General features: G+C 45.1%; 15 protein-coding genes. 12 read left to right on the top strand and 3 right to left on the bottom strand.

Annotated features, from left to right (window positions below):
• The first annotated feature begins 148 nt into the window (after positions 1–148).
• The 4 genes from glmS (at position 149) to FK220_RS05435 (ending at position 6,963) form a co-directional block, all read left to right on the top strand.
• Positions 149–1,996: a glutamine--fructose-6-phosphate transaminase (isomerizing) gene (gene glmS / locus FK220_RS05450; protein WP_152573247.1), complete on the top strand. Its 1,848-nt coding sequence runs from the start codon at positions 149–151 to the stop codon at positions 1,994–1,996.
• Positions 1,997–2,200: 204 nt separating this feature from the next.
• Positions 2,201–4,951: a TonB-dependent receptor gene (locus FK220_RS05445; RefSeq protein ID WP_152573246.1), complete on the top strand. Its 2,751-nt coding sequence runs from the start codon at positions 2,201–2,203 to the stop codon at positions 4,949–4,951.
• A gap of 167 nt (positions 4,952–5,118) precedes the next feature.
• Positions 5,119–6,627: a F0F1 ATP synthase subunit beta gene (gene atpD, locus FK220_RS05440; protein WP_152573245.1), complete on the top strand. Its 1,509-nt coding sequence runs from the start codon at positions 5,119–5,121 to the stop codon at positions 6,625–6,627.
• Positions 6,628–6,684: 57 nt separating this feature from the next.
• Complete coding sequence (locus FK220_RS05435; RefSeq protein ID WP_152573244.1) at positions 6,685–6,963, top strand: F0F1 ATP synthase subunit epsilon; 279 nt, start codon at positions 6,685–6,687, stop codon at positions 6,961–6,963.
• A gap of 78 nt (positions 6,964–7,041) precedes the next feature.
• Here FK220_RS05435 and FK220_RS05430 read toward each other — a convergent pair whose 3' ends face one another.
• A complete protein-coding gene (locus FK220_RS05430; RefSeq protein ID WP_152573243.1) occupies positions 7,042–7,221 on the bottom strand; it encodes a helix-turn-helix domain-containing protein in 180 nt (59 codons plus the stop codon).
• A gap of 189 nt (positions 7,222–7,410) precedes the next feature.
• Between FK220_RS05430 and FK220_RS05425 the strand changes: the two genes are divergently transcribed.
• From FK220_RS05425 to bioD, 3 genes are read left to right on the top strand one after another with little or no spacing between them, the layout of a single operon-like run.
• Complete coding sequence (locus FK220_RS05425) at positions 7,411–8,580, top strand: aminotransferase class I/II-fold pyridoxal phosphate-dependent enzyme (RefSeq protein WP_152573242.1); 1,170 nt, start codon at positions 7,411–7,413, stop codon at positions 8,578–8,580.
• Positions 8,577–8,960: a putative signal transducing protein gene (locus tag FK220_RS05420; RefSeq protein ID WP_152573241.1), complete on the top strand. Its 384-nt coding sequence runs from the start codon at positions 8,577–8,579 to the stop codon at positions 8,958–8,960. Before FK220_RS05425 ends, FK220_RS05420 begins: the two co-directional genes overlap by 4 nt.
• Before the next feature lies 1 nt (position 8,961).
• Positions 8,962–9,579: a dethiobiotin synthase gene (gene bioD / locus FK220_RS05415; protein WP_152573240.1), complete on the top strand. Its 618-nt coding sequence runs from the start codon at positions 8,962–8,964 to the stop codon at positions 9,577–9,579.
• On the opposite strand, the gene FK220_RS05410 is transcribed toward bioD, so the two are convergent.
• Positions 9,571–11,058: an ArnT family glycosyltransferase gene (locus tag FK220_RS05410; RefSeq protein ID WP_152573239.1), complete on the bottom strand. Its 1,488-nt coding sequence runs from the start codon at positions 11,056–11,058 to the stop codon at positions 9,571–9,573. The two genes, bioD and FK220_RS05410, sit on opposite strands and share 9 nt — an antisense overlap.
• Before the next feature lie 71 nt (positions 11,059–11,129).
• On the opposite strand from FK220_RS05410, the gene bioA reads away from it, so the two are divergent.
• Positions 11,130–12,401, top strand: a complete 1,272-nt coding sequence (gene bioA / locus FK220_RS05405) for an adenosylmethionine--8-amino-7-oxononanoate transaminase (RefSeq protein WP_152573238.1) — start codon at positions 11,130–11,132, stop codon at positions 12,399–12,401.
• A gap of 96 nt (positions 12,402–12,497) precedes the next feature.
• Here the strand turns inward: bioA and FK220_RS05400 are convergent, their stop codons facing one another.
• Positions 12,498–12,932: a cytochrome c oxidase assembly factor Coa1 family protein gene (locus FK220_RS05400; protein ID WP_152573237.1), complete on the bottom strand. Its 435-nt coding sequence runs from the start codon at positions 12,930–12,932 to the stop codon at positions 12,498–12,500.
• Positions 12,933–12,997: 65 nt separating this feature from the next.
• Between FK220_RS05400 and FK220_RS05395 the strand changes: the two genes are divergently transcribed.
• The 4 genes from FK220_RS05395 to FK220_RS05380 all read left to right on the top strand — a co-directional run bounded on the left by FK220_RS05395 (position 12,998) and on the right by FK220_RS05380 (position 16,897).
• Positions 12,998–14,209 carry a beta-ketoacyl synthase N-terminal-like domain-containing protein gene (locus tag FK220_RS05395; protein ID WP_152573236.1) on the top strand — a complete coding sequence of 404 codons (1,212 nt, stop codon included), beginning with the start codon at positions 12,998–13,000 and terminating at the stop codon, positions 14,207–14,209.
• Between the two features lie 115 nt (positions 14,210–14,324).
• Positions 14,325–15,419: a biotin synthase BioB gene (bioB, locus tag FK220_RS05390; protein WP_152573235.1), complete on the top strand. Its 1,095-nt coding sequence runs from the start codon at positions 14,325–14,327 to the stop codon at positions 15,417–15,419.
• 79 nt (positions 15,420–15,498) lie between these two features.
• On the top strand, positions 15,499–16,344 hold the full coding sequence (locus FK220_RS05385; protein ID WP_238718901.1) for a cupin-like domain-containing protein: 846 nt from the start codon (positions 15,499–15,501) through the stop codon (positions 16,342–16,344).
• Between the two features lie 55 nt (positions 16,345–16,399).
• Positions 16,400–16,897, top strand: coding sequence for a DUF6646 family protein (locus FK220_RS05380; protein WP_152573234.1), 498 nt, complete (start codon positions 16,400–16,402; stop codon positions 16,895–16,897).
• Positions 16,898–16,911 lie beyond the last annotated feature (14 nt).

The following is a 16,911-nucleotide window of genomic DNA, read 5'->3' as shown; positions in this document are numbered from 1 at the left end:
TATGGTTGAATGAACTAAGTTTTTTTATCGCCTAGACATACCACTTGCAGAAAATTTACGTTCTACAACCGTTACACAAGACCACATTTGTACGTTTCTTGTACATTTGCGGATAAATAACGTATCCATAAACTAAAATCAAGGGAATATGTGTGGAATAGTTGGCTACATAGGGTATCGCGATGCCTATCCGATACTTATAAAGGGACTGCAGCGCCTAGAGTATCGTGGTTACGATAGTGCGGGTGTCGCATTGTTCGACGGAACGAACATCAACCTCGCCAAGACAAAGGGGAAGGTCGAGGACCTTAATAAGAAGGCTGAAACCGATATCTCCCTAAAAGGTACCTTGGGAATCGGTCATACTCGTTGGGCCACACATGGTGTGCCCAACGACATTAACTCCCATCCACACTACTCGAATTCCGGCAATCTTGTAATTATCCATAATGGAATTATCGAGAATTATGAATCGATAAAAAAAGAGCTGCTCAAGAGGGGCTACACTTTTCATTCGGAAACCGATACGGAAGTCTTGGTAAATCTGATAGAGGAAGTTCAAAAAACGGAGGATGTTAAATTGGGAAAAGCCGTTCAAATTGCCTTGAATCAGGTAGTCGGGGCGTACGCGATTGCTGTTTTTGACCTTAAAAAGCCCGATGAGATCGTAGTGGCTAAATTGGGAAGTCCGTTGGCTATCGGGGTAGGTGATAAGGAATTTTTTATCGCTTCGGATGCTTCTCCCTTCATAGAATTCACCAATAATGCCGTATATCTCGAAGACGAGGAAATGGCCATAGTGCGTTTAGGGAAAGAAATAAAATTGAGAAAAATAAAGGACGATGCCATTGCCTATCCAAATATTTTGGAGCTTCAGCTGAATTTGGAGGAGATAGAAAAAGGAGGCTACGAACATTTTATGTTAAAGGAAATCTATGAACAACCCCGGGCGATTTTGGATACGTATCGTGGGCGCCTTTTAGCAGATCAAGGATTGATCCGTATGGCCGGTATTGATCAGAATCTCGAAAAATTCCTGAATGCAAACCGGATTATCATCGTTGCCTGTGGCACTTCTTGGCATGCAGGACTTGTAGCCGAATATATTTTTGAGGACCTGGCCAGGATACCGGTTGAAGTCGAGTATGCCTCCGAATTTCGATATCGAAACCCTGTGATTACCGACAAAGATGTCTTAATCGCCATTTCCCAATCGGGAGAAACTGCCGATACCTTGGCAGCGATAAAATTGGCAAAGGAAAAAGGGGCTTTCGTGTTTGGAGTTTGTAATGTAGTAGGTTCATCGATCGCCAGGGAAACCGATGCTGGGGCTTATACCCATGCCGGACCGGAAATCGGGGTGGCCTCGACCAAGGCATTCACCACCCAGATTACGGTATTGACCCTCATAGCATTGAAATTGGCGAAAGAGAAGGGGGAGTTTTCGTCCTCTAAGTTTCATGAGTTCTTAACTGAATTGGAGACCATCCCGGCAAAGGTCGAAAAGGCGTTAGAGTCCAATACATTGATAGAGATCATCGCAGATGTATATAAAGATTCGGAAAACTGCTTGTATCTAGGCCGTGGCTATAACTTTCCGGTTGCTTTGGAAGGGGCACTAAAACTCAAGGAAATCAGCTATATTCATGCAGAAGGTTATCCGGCCGCGGAAATGAAGCACGGGCCAATTGCCTTAATCGATGAACAAATGCCCGTAATCGTCATCGCCACAAAAAAGGGTCACTATGAGAAGGTGGTCAGTAACATCCAGGAGATAAAATCCAGAAAAGGGAAAATCATTGCTGTCGTGACCGAAGGTGACAAACAAGTAAGGAGCTTGGCCGACCACGTGGTCGAGGTGCCCGAAACTTTGGAAAGCCTTACCCCGCTTTTAACCACTATTCCGCTACAATTGTTATCGTATCATATTGCAGTAATGCGTGGTTGTAATGTAGATCAGCCTCGTAACTTGGCAAAATCGGTGACAGTGGAATAACCAAGTTTTGACAAGATAATTTAAAAGGGTCGTTGGATTGGTTTCCACGGCCCTTTTCCCATGATTTATGAATGTGATATTTTACCGCTGTTATTTTTACGGATAATTTATTATGCATGCATACTTTTTTTCATTTTATGATTATCAATTTGAAAAAATCGGTATCTTGCCGGTAACTTAATAACTAACTTAATATTCAAAAGAATGAGAACAATTCTTTTTATGTCGCTTCTTCTGTTCGGAATCGTTGGTTTTTCCCAAACGAGGGTGAGCGGAACAGTGGTAGATCAGAACAACGAGCCAGTCCCCGGGGCCAATGTGGTTATCGTTGGCAAGGCTATCGGTACCGTTACCGATTTCGATGGTAATTTTTTGCTGGAAACTTCTGAGGTCCCCCCCTTTCAATTGAAAATCACAAGCATTGGTTTTACGGATGCTACGGCGGATGTGACCGAAAACAACCAAACGCTCTCTATCACGATTTCAGAGACGCAGACCTTTTTGGATGAAGTAGTCATATCTGCCTCCAGAACCCCGGAACGTATTTTTGAATCCCCGGTGTCGGTGGAGCGTTTTGGATTAAAGGAAATTAAATCAACTACCGCCGAGTCATTTTATGGTGGTCTACAAAATTTAAAAGGGGTAGACATCAACACCAACAGTCTTACCTTTCAATCGATTAATACCAGAGGTTTTGCCACTTTTGCCAATACCAGATTCCTACAACTGGTCGATGGAATGGACAACTCCGCCCCGGGATTGAATTTTGTTTTGGGAAACCTGGTCGGGATGTCCGAATTGGAGGTGGCAAGCGTCGAGATCTTGCCGGGCGCCTCTTCCGCACTGTACGGCGCGGGTGCTTTTAATGGTATGTTGTTCATGACCAGTAAAAATCCCTTCGATTATCAGGGAATCAGTACCTATTTCAAAACAGGGATTACCTCGCAGACCGCTGCAGGGGACAATACCTACTACGATTTTGGCATCAGGGCGGCCCATGCTTTTAGTGATAAACTAGCCGTTAAGGCCAATTTCTCCTACATGCGAGGGGAAGATTGGCATGCAGTGAACGATGTGGACTTGCTCAACCCTGGAAGAACCCGTTCCGACCCGGCCTATGACGGACTCAACATCTATGGGGACGAAGTCAGTACAGTATTGAATTTCGATGCGGCGGCCGGTTTGCCGACAGGCACCGTTGGATCGGCCACCGTTAGTAGAACTGGATATGCCGAACAAGATTTGACCGATTACAATGCGGAAAGCGTCAAATTCGACGGATCGATTTATTACCGACCCTTTGCCGATGATTTGGAAATCATCTATAACGGACGTGTAGGTCGTGGAAATACGATTTATCAAGGGGCCAACCGTTACTACATCAACAACTTTATCTTACAGCAACACAAGCTGGAAATTCGTAATGATAATTTCTTCATCAGGGGCTATATCACTTCAGAAGGTTCCGGTGATTCCTATGATATGCGTTTTGCCGCAATCAATGTCAATCGTGCCTGGAAATCCGATACGCAGTGGTTTACCGAGTATGCTCAAACCTTTATCGGTGCTAAATTGGGAGTCGGGACCGGTGTATTGGCCGACGATGCCACCGCCCATGCCGCTGCGCGTGCAGCTGCCGATACGGGTAGATTGGTCCCCGGAACCCCGGAATTTCAATCGGCTTTTAATCGTGTCATATCTGATGGGGACCTGACTACGGGAGCTAAATTTATCGACAATACAAAGTTGCGCCATGCCAATGGTAATTATAATTTCGGACATCTGTTGGGGGATAACCTCGATATACAGGTGGGAGGATCTTACAGGCAGTATGAACTCAATTCGAACGGTACCATCTTTACCGATATCGATGGGCCGATAACCTATGATGAATATGGCGCCTATACCCAGATTCAAGGTACGGTGGCCGATGACCGCCTTAAATACACTGGTTCCATCCGTTATGATAAAAATGAGTTTTTTGATGGATTTTTCTCGCCCAGGGGCTCTTTGGTCTATACTCTGGGAGCAAACAGAAATCACAACATCCGTGTGTCGGCACAACAGGGATTTCGAAACCCCACTACACAGGACTTATTTATTGGCTTGAATGCAGGAAGGGCGATTCTGGTGGGTTCCGCTATCGACAACTTGGATAGGGATGTCCGTACCTATGATTTAACCCCGGCTGGGCAAACCTTGACCGGTCAGCAATCGGTGACCATTCTAGGGAGGGCCGCCTATGAGAACGCTTTTTCCTTAAATTCGGTATTGACGGGCAACCCTACCGTGGTGAACACCGCGTTGGTGCAACCCGAGGAAATCACTGCTTTTGAGGCGGGTTACAGGGCACAAATAGGAAAAATGGCCATCGATATCAGTGGTTATTACAACGATTATGACAATTTTATTGCCAACACAACCGTTGTAGTTCCGCTGTACGGAGAGGCAGGTGATGGGGGGTTGTCGTTGTTGGCCTTACAAAATGGTGATAGCCAGCCCTATCAGACTTATACGAATGCCGAGGTTCCCATTACCTCCTATGGGGTTACCGCTGGAGTAGATGCCAAAGTCTTTGGCAATTTCGATGTGGGGGTCAATTACACCTTTGCGGAGTTCGATTTTGATCAAGCGGCTTTCCCTGATTTTAGGCCCTCTTTCAACACCCCGAAACACAAGGTAAAAGCTTCTTTTGGGAACACCGCCCTTTTCGAAAACTTTGGTTTTAATCTAAACTACCGATGGAGCGACGACTACTTCTGGCAGAATACTTTTGCAGATGGTCCTATCCCTTCCTTTAGTGTGCTCGATGCCCAGATCAACTATGAAGTACCGAGCATTAAATCGGTCTTTAAGGTCGGTGGCTCGAACATCCTGAACGAGGAATATTTTACCGCGGTAGGTACCGGATTGATTGGAGCGATTTATTACGTCTCTTGGACGATAAATCCATAAAAATTAGAAGATTACAATAGAGAAGGGCGGCATTTTTGGCCGCCTTTTTTATTGCAAAAAAAGGAAGTGAAACCATTTTCATTGTAACTATAAAATCCTATCTTTGCAGCCTGAAAAACACAACGGTTTTTCTACTGCTATAATCTCAATTTATAAATAGATACGTAATGTCGAAAGTTACAGGTAAGGTTTCCCAAATTATAGGCCCGGTGGTCGATGTTGAATTCCAGTCCGGTTCAGAGCTCCCAAAGATTTATGATTCATTGGAAATAACCAATGCAGACGGTACCACACTCGTATTGGAGGTACAATCACATGTAGGCGAGAACACTGTGAGAACCATTTCTATGGATTCTACCGACGGATTGAGCCGTGGAACCGAAGTGCTCGCAACCGGCGCTGCCATTCAGATGCCTATCGGTGACGATGTATACGGCCGTTTGTTCAATGTAATCGGGGATGCCATTGATGGACTTGGAAACTTGCCCAAGGCCGGAAAAGATGGTCTACCTATTCACCGGGCAGCTCCCAAATTCGAAGATCTTACTACTTCGACCGAAGTGTTATTTACCGGAATTAAGGTAATCGACTTGATCGAACCGTATGCGAAGGGTGGAAAAATTGGATTGTTCGGTGGAGCGGGAGTTGGTAAAACGGTATTGATACAGGAATTGATCAACAACATTGCAAAAGGCCACGGCGGACTATCCGTTTTTGCGGGTGTAGGGGAACGTACCCGTGAAGGGAACGACTTGCTGCGCGAGATGTTGGAATCGGGTATTATCAAGTATGGGGATGATTTCTTGCACTCGATGGAGGAAGGCGGATGGGACCTTACCAAAGTGGACAAAAAGGCTATGAAAGAGTCGAAGGCGACTTTCGTTTTCGGACAAATGAACGAGCCTCCCGGAGCACGGGCCCGAGTGGCACTTTCCGGTTTGACTATTGCAGAGTATTTCCGTGACGGTGCAGGGGAAGGCCAAGGAAAAGACGTATTGTTTTTCGTAGATAATATTTTCCGATTTACCCAAGCAGGTTCCGAAGTGTCAGCACTATTGGGACGTATGCCATCTGCGGTGGGGTATCAGCCGACCTTGGCGACCGAGATGGGAGCCATGCAGGAACGTATTACCTCGACAAAAAGAGGATCTATTACTTCGGTACAGGCAGTTTACGTGCCTGCGGATGACTTAACGGATCCCGCACCGGCGACCACCTTTGCCCACTTGGATGCTACTACGGTACTTTCTCGTAAGATTGCGGAGCTGGGCATCTATCCCGCTGTGGATCCCTTGGATTCTACCTCAAGGATTTTGACCGCCGAGATTTTAGGGAAAGAGCATTACGAGTGCGCACAACGCGTCAAGGAGTTGTTGCAGCGTTATAAGGAGTTACAGGACATTATTGCCATTTTGGGAATGGAGGAACTGTCCGAAGAAGATAAGTTGGCCGTAGGCCGAGCACGTCGGGTACAGCGTTTCTTGTCACAACCTTTCCACGTGGCGGAACAGTTTACCGGTATCCCTGGAGTATTGGTCGACATTAAGGAAACCATCAAGGGCTTTAATATGATTATGGATGGCAAGTTGGACCATCTTCCAGAATCGGCCTTTAACCTGAAAGGAACGATTGAAGAGGCCATCGAGGCTGGGGAGAAAATGCTCGCCGAGGCTTAAAAAAGTCATAGTTATGAACCCTGAATTCATAACTCATAACTGATAACTTAAAGAAAAATGTATTTAGAAATCGTATCACCAGAGGCCACCTTGTTCGCAGGTGAAGTCACTTCGGTAACCGTCCCTGGGGTAAACGGGGAGTTTCAGATGTTGACCGACCACGCCCCTATCGTATCGTTGCTTCAGGCTGGAAACGTAAAAGTCGATGGCGACTTGACCATAGACGAAGAGTATGAAGCACGATTTACCAAAGATGCTAATGGAAAAACGGTACTTCCAATTACCAGTGGTACTGTGGAGATGAAAGACAATAAGGTAATTGTGTTGGCCGATTAATCAAACTAACACATTAATAAAGAGCAAAAGCCATACGAAAATGTATGGCTTTTTTTATGGAATGTACTCTAGAATATCCTAGGGTTGGCAATCCAATTCCCTACAAATCGAGTCCAAGGTTGAAAACCGTATGGCTTTTGCTTTGCCGGTTTTCAGGATGGAGAGGTTTGCAGTGGTAATACCCATTTTCTCGGCCAGTTCATTGCTTTTCATTTTGCGTTTGGCAAGCATCACATCCAGGTGTACGATTATTGGCATGGTTATATGGTTAGGTGATTTTCTGTCTGTACAGTAAACCCTCTTCTAAAAACGGCCACTACGAATACTACGAAAATCCCAATTTATAAAAAAGATACATGCCTTTAGAGAGTGCCATTTTACGAAATGTTATATCAATGTATATTTGATCCATCACCACATTTTTGAATAAATAGGTACATTTGAATTATGCTCAAAATCCCTAAAAAGTTGCAACAAAAACTGTCTGAGAGGCAAGCAAACCATTCGTTGCGTGGACTACCCGTAATTAATGACGGACTTGTAGATTTTTCCTCAAACGACTATCTGGGCCTCGGAAAAAACGAAGCTATCGCCGACAGCGCATTGAAAATTTTTGAAAATGGGAAAGAAGTTCAGAATGGCGCAACCGGTTCCCGCCTACTCTCAGGAAATCACGGCCTCTATGCTACGTTGGAAAAAGCCCTGTCCAATTTCCATGAAGCAGAGGCCGCCCTTGTCTTCAATTCGGGCTATGACGCCAATCTCGGGTTTTTTGGCTGCGTTCCACAAAGGGGGGATCTGGTGTTCTACGACGAGCTTGTACACGCCAGCATCCGTGACGGTATTAAGATAGGGAACGCCAAAAGTTATAAGTTCAAACACAACGATATCGAAGATTTGAAATCAGCGCTTGTGCGAAGCCGAGCGGTAAGGAATTCCCATAGCGAAATCTACATCGTAACGGAATCGGTCTTTTCAATGGATGGGGACTCTCCAAACCTCTCTGATCTTGCCGCCTTCTGCAGAGGGGATGACCATCGTTTGGTAGTCGATGAAGCCCATGCTGTGGGTGTTATCGGAAACAAGGGAGAGGGGCTTGTACAGCAGTTGGGACTCCAAAATGACGTATTTGCACGCGTCGTTACCTTTGGCAAGGCCATTGGCTGCCATGGAGCGGCAATCCTAGGTAGCCATTCGCTAATCGACTATCTTATCAATTTTGCAAGAAGTTTTATTTATACCACAGGACTTCCGCCGCACTCCGTGGCAACCATTTTGGCAGCGTACCGCTTGCTCAATGGATCGGCCGGAGCCCATAAACGAAGACAGCTTATCGAAGCAATAGAATGTTTTAATACAGGGCTCGATTCCTATGACCTAAAAAATCATTTTATACCCAGTTCTTCGGCTATTCACTGCTGCATCGTACCGGAGATTGAAAAAGTTCGGGAAATTACCGATGAGTTACAGAAAAAAGGCTTTGACGTAAAGCCTATTCTTTCACCAACCGTGCCGAAGGGGCAAGAGCGGCTTCGCTTTTGTTTGCATGCCTATAATTCCCAACAGCAGATTTCGGAAGTACTAGCACATTTGTCAACCTTCATAATTCGCCGATGAAAGAGAAATTCTATACAATCGCCTCTTTCGAGTTTCCCGCCGACGTACAAATTATCAAAGGCAAACTAGAGTCAGAAGGAATAACGGTTTTTCTAAGGGATGAGAACACCATGAATTCCGATCCCGGTTTCAGTGCTGCCATCGGCGGCGTGAAATTACAGGTATATGCCAGTGAAAAAGACAAGGCACTGGCAATTTATAATGAGGTTCGTGCCTACGCCTTGGATGAGAATAATCGCCCTATCGTTTGTCCAAATTGCAAGGCCCAAAAATCGGAAGTTTATTACGACCGAAAGGGTATTTTCTACAAACTTTTTCCGTTTTTCGAAAAAAGAAAGTACAAATGCCTAAATTGTGGAATGATTACAAAACCCCTTTAATATGCAGCGAATTTTTGTTACCGGAATATCAACGGAAGTTGGAAAAACAATGGCTTCCGCCATTATTGCCGAGGCCTTGGAGGCAGATTATTGGAAGCCGGTCCAGGCAGGGGACCTTGACAATACAGATAGTCATAAGGTTGCCGCGTTGGTGTCGAATTCCAAAACAAAAATTCACAAGAGCAGCTTTGAACTTACTTCCCCAATGAGTCCGCACGCGGCGGCCGAGATTGACGGGGTGGTTATCGAGGCGAAGAACATTCATGAACCCCAAACCGACAACCATTTGGTCATCGAAGGTGCCGGGGGATTGTTGGTTCCCCTCAATGCGGAAGATACTATTCTGGACCTAATCATGCCCAATTACAAGGTGGTAGTGGTTTCCAGGCATTACCTTGGAAGTATTAATCATTCGCTCTTGACCATCAATTGGCTGAAGATGCGGGGATACGACGTCTCCTTGATTTTTAGCGGTAATGCCAATCCTCATACCGAAAATATAATTTTGCACAAGACAGGGGTTTCCCTAATTGGTAGAATTGAGGAAGAACCTACTTTCGATAAGGCGACCATACGGAAGTATGCCGATAAATTCCGAAATATATTACAATCACTCTAGGCGTTGATAAATATTCGCCAAGTCTACGGTGCTGACCAACTTGTAATGTTTTTTGAGGTAGGTATCGATATATCGATTTTCAGCTTTCAGTTTCTCGTCGAATACGAGTCTGTTCTTTCGGGTAACCACGATTTTGGGTCTTACACTGCCCATGATATATGCCAGCTCCTCAATGGCTGTTTTGCGTGGGTTGTCGAAATAAGGAAAAAGCTCATTTCTACAGATGTTACTAGGGTGTGTTGCGGCCATAGTGGGAGGAACGGCCCCCAACGGCCAATAGCCGATATGATAGCCTAAAAAGAGGACATTTTTTTCAGAAGGATAGTTTTTCGCTAAATAAGCGGGAACCGTAATGCCCTCGCCGTTATAAAAAGTACCTCGTTCTATTTTGTACTTTATGATTCGATAGTACTCGAGATAGCTTTCCGCAGGCACCAATAAAAGTAATAGTGCTAGAAATGGTTGGTGAATCCATTTTTTTGGGAATTGAAGACGACTGATAAAAATAGCGACCAAAATGATGAGCAAAGGATGCAATTGGATTAAATAATGACTGTTGATTCTTCCTGCTTTCGCAAAAGAGAACAGGACCCCAAAGATGGCTACGCTCACTATTTGAATTTTCACATCTTTAAAATTGAGATACTTTTTTCTCCATGTAAAAAGAAAAAAGGCGGTCAATACCAAAAATGTAGGGGCTAGGTTCAGCATTGAACTGCGTCGTGAGCCGGCATATTCCATGGAGGCCAAAACGACCGATTTCCACCAGACCCCGGGTTTTCCTTCCAAATAATAGGGTAACCAAGTAGATGCAATAACTAGTAGAATTCCAAGGCCATAGAATGCTACGTTTGCGATTCCCGTTGTGTATTCCTTCCTCCGAAAAAAATAAAAGAGCAGGTAAATGCCTATAAACAAGACGGCATACGCAATATTCAATTTTGTCATAATTGCCAGACCCATAAGCAATCCTGCACCAAGATACCTCCACCATTTACCAGGCCTTATCAAGAGGTAAAGGCCGGGCATCAAAAAAGCCATACACAGATGTTCGGACATAACTCCTTGGATGCTTCCGAACATACTTTGAAGGGCCACCGCGGCCATGGCGGCCCAAAGGGCTACTTTTTTAGAGCACATGGCCTCTCCTATCCTATAGGTAAAAAACGCGGAGGAAGCTACGAGTAAGGTTCCAAAAAAACGGATGGCCAAAAAGCTCTTACCAAAAACGTAAATAATACCGGCAAAGAACAGAAAAACAATAGGCGGTTTTAGATCCCATAGTTCGGTGTATGGCAAATGCCCATCTACCCACGACTGGCCCATTAAGATAAATGTGCTTTCGTCCCGATCGATGTAGTCCCGAAAGTAAAAAGGAAAACGAACCAGTGTAGCTATCGATAGAAGTACAAAGAATACCCCTTTGTTGGAAAGGTCGTTGTAGTTCGGGGATAGTGTTTTTATAAGCCTGTTTAGCATATGTTGTTTTGGGATGAATTTCCCATCTTTGCAAGATAGAGTAAATCCGGTATTCCATAAATAACCCACCCTTGAAAAATCTTTCCAAAAGAGACCAGAAACATATATGGCACCCTTTGACGCAGCACAAGTTACATCCAAAAATGTTGGGTATCGTCAAAGCAAAAGGGGCACTCCTATATGATGAAAACGGCAGGGAATATATCGATGGCATCTCCTCTTGGTACACTAGTGTGTACGGTCATTGCAATGCATACATTCTGGACCGTGTCTACCGACAGATGCAGCAATTGGACCAAGTTGTTTTTAGTGGATTTACCCACGAACCTGCAGTGCTTTTGTCAGAGGAATTGATTCAACTGCTGCCTTACAATCAGGAAAAACTCTTTTTTTCGGATAATGGATCGACCGCAACGGAAATTGGAATAAAGATGGCGTTACAATACCATTTTAATCGTGGTGAAAAACGATCGATATTGTTGGCCTTTGAAGACGGATTTCACGGCGATACCTTTGGGGCAATGTCCGTTTCCGGACTTTCGGTCTACAACGGCCCGTTTGAGGATTTCTTTATCGAGGTAGAGCGCATACCGGTCCCTACCGAAGACAATATCGAAACACTGCTGGCCCAATTAAAGGAAAGACTAAAGCAAAAAAATATTGCCGGGTTTATCTACGAGCCCTTGGTTCAGGGAGCCGCCGCCATGCAAATGCACAATGCACAAGGGTTATGCCGAATCTTACGCCTTCTCAAATTGAACGGGGTGATTACCATTGCCGATGAAGTGATGACCGGTTTCGGTAAGACGGGTACCTTTTTTGCCTCCGATCAGCTAACTGTAAAACCGGATATCATTTGTCTGTCGAAGGCTTTGACGGCCGGTATGGTGCCAATGGCGATTACCAGTTGTACGCAGCGGGTATACGACGCCTTTTATAGCGATGAAATTGCAAAAGGGTTATTTCATGGGCATACCTATACCGCCAATCCTTTGGCCTGTACCGCAGCCTTGGCAGGGCTTGAATTGTTGCAGTCAGCGGAGATGCAGGCGAATATTCGAAGAATTTCAAAGTCGCATAGCGTCTTCGACAAGAAGATTAAAAACCACCCAAAGGTAGCGCGTACAAGACAGTGCGGAATCATATATGCCCTAGACCTAGTTGTAGAAATGGAGCGCTATGGGAATCTTAGGGATAGACTTTTCGACCACTTTATGGACCATGGTGTATTTTTGAGGCCCCTGGGAAACACCATCTATATTTTAGCACCCTATATTACCTCTGATGAACAACTCGGGAGGATATATAGTGCCATCGAGAGCGCACTTGAATTAGTGGGGTAGCACTTTTTCAAAACTTCCTGGAAAGTGGCTACTACTTCGAGAGGCCTTGAAGTCAAATTAGGAATGGAGAGAAACCGGCGTTTGCCTCTAATTAGGTCAAAATTGGACCGATGCCTCTTTGAGCAAATCAATGGATTCATTGCCGCTTAGTTCGACCCTGATTTCGTGATAGGTCCAATCGTCTCCGACACTCGAGGCTTTGATATAAAGAATTCCGTCTCCGTTAGGGCCGGAAATGGGGATTCCCATGTCAGCTTTTCCATTGCCGTTGCGATAACTTAGATTTCCTTGAATCATTCCATCCTTAGCGATAGGGGAACCCAATAACCTGATAAGTCGCTCATCTTCGTTCACTTTTTCAAGGGCATATTCATAAGGGTCCGAACCTTCGAAGACAGAGGTTATTCCATAAAAAACAGAACCTATGAAAACAGCTATAAGTATCGCCATGGTAAGACATCCACCAATGGGCAATGCCCATTTCCAATTTCTTTTCCACCAATTTGGTCGAGGCACTAGTTCATTGTTCATTGTTTTTGATATTGATTGGGCTAGATGAAGATAAGAACTTTTATTTTTGCCCAAATCAAAAGCAATTGTCGATCCCGATTTCCATCACCGCTATTTCCTCAGTGTCCCCCTTAGGTACTTCCCTTGAGGAGGCTTGGCAAAGCTATCGGAGCGAAGCACACTTCATGACCCAGGCACCTTTTGGGGAACGGCAAGAGTGGGCGGCGTTTCTGGCACAGGATGCCAGGAAAGGGATTCTGGAAATTAAGCGATCCAACAATACGTATAAAAATCTTGATAGCTCCGTGCTCTATGCCATCAGTGCTTCCAGGAAGGCGATGGATATTGCAGGATGGAAGTCCGGTAGTGATTTTGGTGTTAATGTCGGTTCGTCCCGTGGGGCTACTACCCTTTTTGAAAGATATTACCGAGAGTTTTTGGACACGAACAAGGCATCTACCTTGTCGTCCCCTACCACGACCTTGGGGAATATCGCTTCCTGGGTAGCCCATGATTTGCAGACCAAAGGACCGGAAATTTCACACTCCATTACTTGTTCTACGGCCTTACATGCACTTTTGAACGGAGTGGCCTGGATCAAAAGTGGTATGGTTGACAAATTTATGGTGGGCGGCAGCGAAGCACCCCTGACCCCTTTCACAATGGCACAAATGAAGGCCTTAAAAATTTATACCTCCCTGCAAAGTGCTAAAATGCCCTTGGAAGATGCTAGCGAAGTATCCGTTAAGGAAAACCGAAGCTACCCCTGCAGGGCGCTTGATTTGACCAAAAAACGAAATACGATGGTCCTGGGCGAAGGCGCCTCCATGGCCTGTTTGGAAAAAGGGATTCCACCAGACGCTTTGGCGGTCATTGAAGGAGTAGGCTATGCGAGTGAGCCGTTGGAACACAATACGTCCATTTCAACCGATGCCAAGTGTTTTCAGCAATCGATGAAAAAGGCCCTTGGTGAAACTGAACCCGCAGAGGTCGATGTAATCGTGATGCATGCACCAGGGACCATTAAAGGAGATGCATCGGAATTCCGGGCCATTGAAAAAGTGTTTGGAAATAAACTACCGGCCCTCACTACCAATAAGTGGAAACTAGGGCATACCTTTGGTGCTTCCGGAATGCTAAGTATTGAAATGGCCCTATTGATGTTGGGGAATCAACAGTTCATCAAAGTACCATTTATTGCTTACGACGTTATACCCCGTAAGATTTCGAAAGTACTGGTCAATGCAGTCGGTTTTGGTGGAAATGCGGTGAGTGTTCTATTGAAAGTACCGGACTAGCCTATTTATATTGCTGGTTCCCGACGACGAACACGAAGTTTTTTTAATTAAGGAATTGGAATTTGTTATTTCAGCGGTAGAAAAACTATTTTTGAAACTCAATTAATCCATCTTCATGAGCAAAATAAGACACAACTGGACCAAGGAGGAGATTCTGGCAATTTATAACAAACCGATGATGGAGCTACTTTATGAGGCGGCTACCATCCACAGAAAATATCATAATCCCAATACCGTTCAGGTATCGACCCTGTTATCCATTAAAACGGGAGGGTGTCCGGAAGACTGCGGATACTGTCCGCAAGCAGCTCGATACCATACCGATATTGAAGGCAATGACTTGATGAGCGTACCCCAAGTGAAGGCCCAAGCCCTTCGTGCAAAGGCTTCCGGAAGTTCCAGGGTATGCATGGGGGCGGCGTGGCGGAATGTTAAGGATGGTCCCGAATTTGAACAAGTGTTGGAAATGGTACGCACTATAAATAAGTTGGATATGGAAGTGTGCTGTACTTTGGGGATGCTCACCGAGAATCAGGCCAAGCGTTTGGCCGAAGCCGGTTTATACGCCTACAACCATAATTTGGATACTTCCGAAGACTACTATAAAGACGTGATTTCTACCCGGGCCTTTGAAGATCGTTTGGAAACCATTGATAATGTGCGCAAAAGCAACGTGACTGTCTGCAGCGGCGGCATTATCGGAATGGGGGAAAAGTTGGAAGACCGAGCCGGGATGTTGGTCGCCCTGGCGTCGTTGAATCCGCAGCCGGAGTCCGTTCCGATCAATGCACTAGTGGCGGTCGAAGGTACGCCTATGGCTGATATGGAACCTGTTTCCATCTGGGATATGATACGCATGGTAGCTACCACAAGAATTGTAATTCCGGAGACCCAAGTTCGGTTGTCCGCAGGACGTACCGAAATGAGCCGGGAGGGGCAGGCAATGTGCTTTTTTGCCGGTGCGAACTCCATCTTTGCGGGCGACAAGCTCTTGACCACACCGAATCCCGATGTAAACGAAGATATGGAGATGTTCCAGTTGTTGGGTTTGAATCCGCAAAAGCCGTTTACAAAAATAGCGCAACCAAAGACCATTGAGGCCGAAGATTCGCAATTGCAACCCTTGGGAGAGAAACCTAAGTGGACACGACCAGGACATAAAATCGAAAGAAACGAGGAAGCGAAAGGGAAGGCCAAGTTGCTGGAGTAGCGTCGATATTAGCTTTATTTTAAGAAATTATTTTTTCGTTCTTGGTTACTTTTGGAGCTCAATAACAACCCGAATACCATTGAAGTTAGAAGAAATCCCAAGGGTACCTACTATTACCAAGGAGGAGTTTATTCAGCATTATTTCAAACCTCAGAAGCCCCTTGTCGTTGAACGGGCGGTCGAGCACTGGCCGGCTATCTCAAAATGGAGTCTGGACTATATGTCGAAGGTAGCAGGGCATAAGGTGGTCCCTCTTTATGACGATCGGCCGGTACATCACGAAGATGGTTTCAACGAGCCGCATGCTGAAATGAAAATGACCGATTACATCAATCTGTTGAAATCGGAACCTACCCGATATCGAATTTTTTTATGGAACATCTTTAAGGAAGTTCCAGCCCTGCAGAACGATTTCGACTATCCTGATTTTGGACTCAAACTACAGAAGAAGTTACCGATGCTCTTCTTTGGAGGAAGGGATTCGTACACTTTTATGCACTATGACATCGATTTGTCGAATATCTTTCATTTTCATTTCGAGGGAAAGAAGGAATGCATCCTATTTCCCCAGTCCGAAACCAAATATCTGTACAAGGTTCCCCATTCTTTGATTACGCATGAAAGTATCGACTTCTCACAACCCGATTTGGAACGATGGCCTTCGTTGCGAAAGGCCAACGGCTATAAAACCTACCTGAATCACGGCGAGATGCTCTATATGCCCGAGGGTTATTGGCATTATATGAAATACCACTTACCCGGATTTTCAATGAGTCTGCGATCATGGCCCAAGAAGCCTTCAAACTTTGCGAAAGGGTTATACAATGTGGTCGTTATGCGTAATTTTGACGTATTCATGCGAAAACTTCAAGGTCAGAAATGGATAGAATACAAAAACCTTAGGGCTATTCAACGTACCGAATGATGAGCACCTCATCGTATTTTGGTTATCTTTATATATCAACTTAAAATATTCAATTATGAAACCCAATGTTTTTGTTTTCCTTTTTATTTGTGTCCCGATATTTATTTGGGGACAGGCCTATTCAGGCAAAAATGACCAAAAGTTTCAGGTAGGTGCCAATGTGCAGAGCAACGGCTCTGGCATCGTCGCCTCTTATGATTATGGGTTAGGGGAAAATATTTCAATAGGGGCTATTTCTTCCTATTTACTGGGTGTCAACAGCTCCATAGATGACAGCACTAGGGAACGCTTCGACGTCAAGGCCCGGTTTAGTGCACATTTAGGCCCCGTAATTGGGATTAGCGATGCGTTCGACATCTATCCGGGATTGGATTTGGGGCTCAAGAATTTCGGCTTTCACACGGGGGCACGCTATTTTTTTTCCGACGGTTTTGGGGTGTATACCGAATTGGGTTTTCCAATAGCAAAATATGAAACAGACGCGCTAACACCGGCCGAAAAACTTCACAATCAGTTTGTCATTAATCTAGGGGCTTCGTTTAATTTCCTGTAAAGAATGGCCATTGC

Source organism: Pelagihabitans pacificus (genome assembly GCF_009371985.2).
In the GTDB taxonomy this organism is placed as follows: domain Bacteria; phylum Bacteroidota; class Bacteroidia; order Flavobacteriales; family Flavobacteriaceae; genus Pelagihabitans; species Pelagihabitans pacificus.
Note: the sequence above shows the minus strand (reverse complement) of the source record. Positions and strands in the feature narration are given on the sequence as shown.

What these genes read in the sequence shown, in the direction of transcription:
- glmS (WP_152573247.1), top strand. Translation starts at nt 149, where the DNA reads ATGTGTGGAATAGTTGGCTACATAGGGTATCGCGATGCCTATCCGATA.
- FK220_RS05430 (WP_152573243.1), bottom strand. Translation starts at nt 7,221, where the DNA reads ATGCCAATAATCGTACACCTGGATGTGATGCTTGCCAAACGCAAAATG.
- FK220_RS05435 (WP_152573244.1), top strand. Translation starts at nt 6,685, where the DNA reads ATGTATTTAGAAATCGTATCACCAGAGGCCACCTTGTTCGCAGGTGAA.
- FK220_RS05445 (WP_152573246.1), top strand. Translation starts at nt 2,201, where the DNA reads ATGAGAACAATTCTTTTTATGTCGCTTCTTCTGTTCGGAATCGTTGGT.
- FK220_RS05410 (WP_152573239.1), bottom strand. Translation starts at nt 11,058, where the DNA reads ATGCTAAACAGGCTTATAAAAACACTATCCCCGAACTACAACGACCTT.
- bioD (WP_152573240.1), top strand. Translation starts at nt 8,962, where the DNA reads ATGCAGCGAATTTTTGTTACCGGAATATCAACGGAAGTTGGAAAAACA.
- FK220_RS05425 (WP_152573242.1), top strand. Translation starts at nt 7,411, where the DNA reads ATGCTCAAAATCCCTAAAAAGTTGCAACAAAAACTGTCTGAGAGGCAA.
- FK220_RS05380 (WP_152573234.1), top strand. Translation starts at nt 16,400, where the DNA reads ATGAAACCCAATGTTTTTGTTTTCCTTTTTATTTGTGTCCCGATATTT.
- atpD (WP_152573245.1), top strand. Translation starts at nt 5,119, where the DNA reads ATGTCGAAAGTTACAGGTAAGGTTTCCCAAATTATAGGCCCGGTGGTC.
- FK220_RS05420 (WP_152573241.1), top strand. Translation starts at nt 8,577, where the DNA reads ATGAAAGAGAAATTCTATACAATCGCCTCTTTCGAGTTTCCCGCCGAC.
- bioB (WP_152573235.1), top strand. Translation starts at nt 14,325, where the DNA reads ATGAGCAAAATAAGACACAACTGGACCAAGGAGGAGATTCTGGCAATT.
- FK220_RS05400 (WP_152573237.1), bottom strand. Translation starts at nt 12,932, where the DNA reads ATGAACAATGAACTAGTGCCTCGACCAAATTGGTGGAAAAGAAATTGG.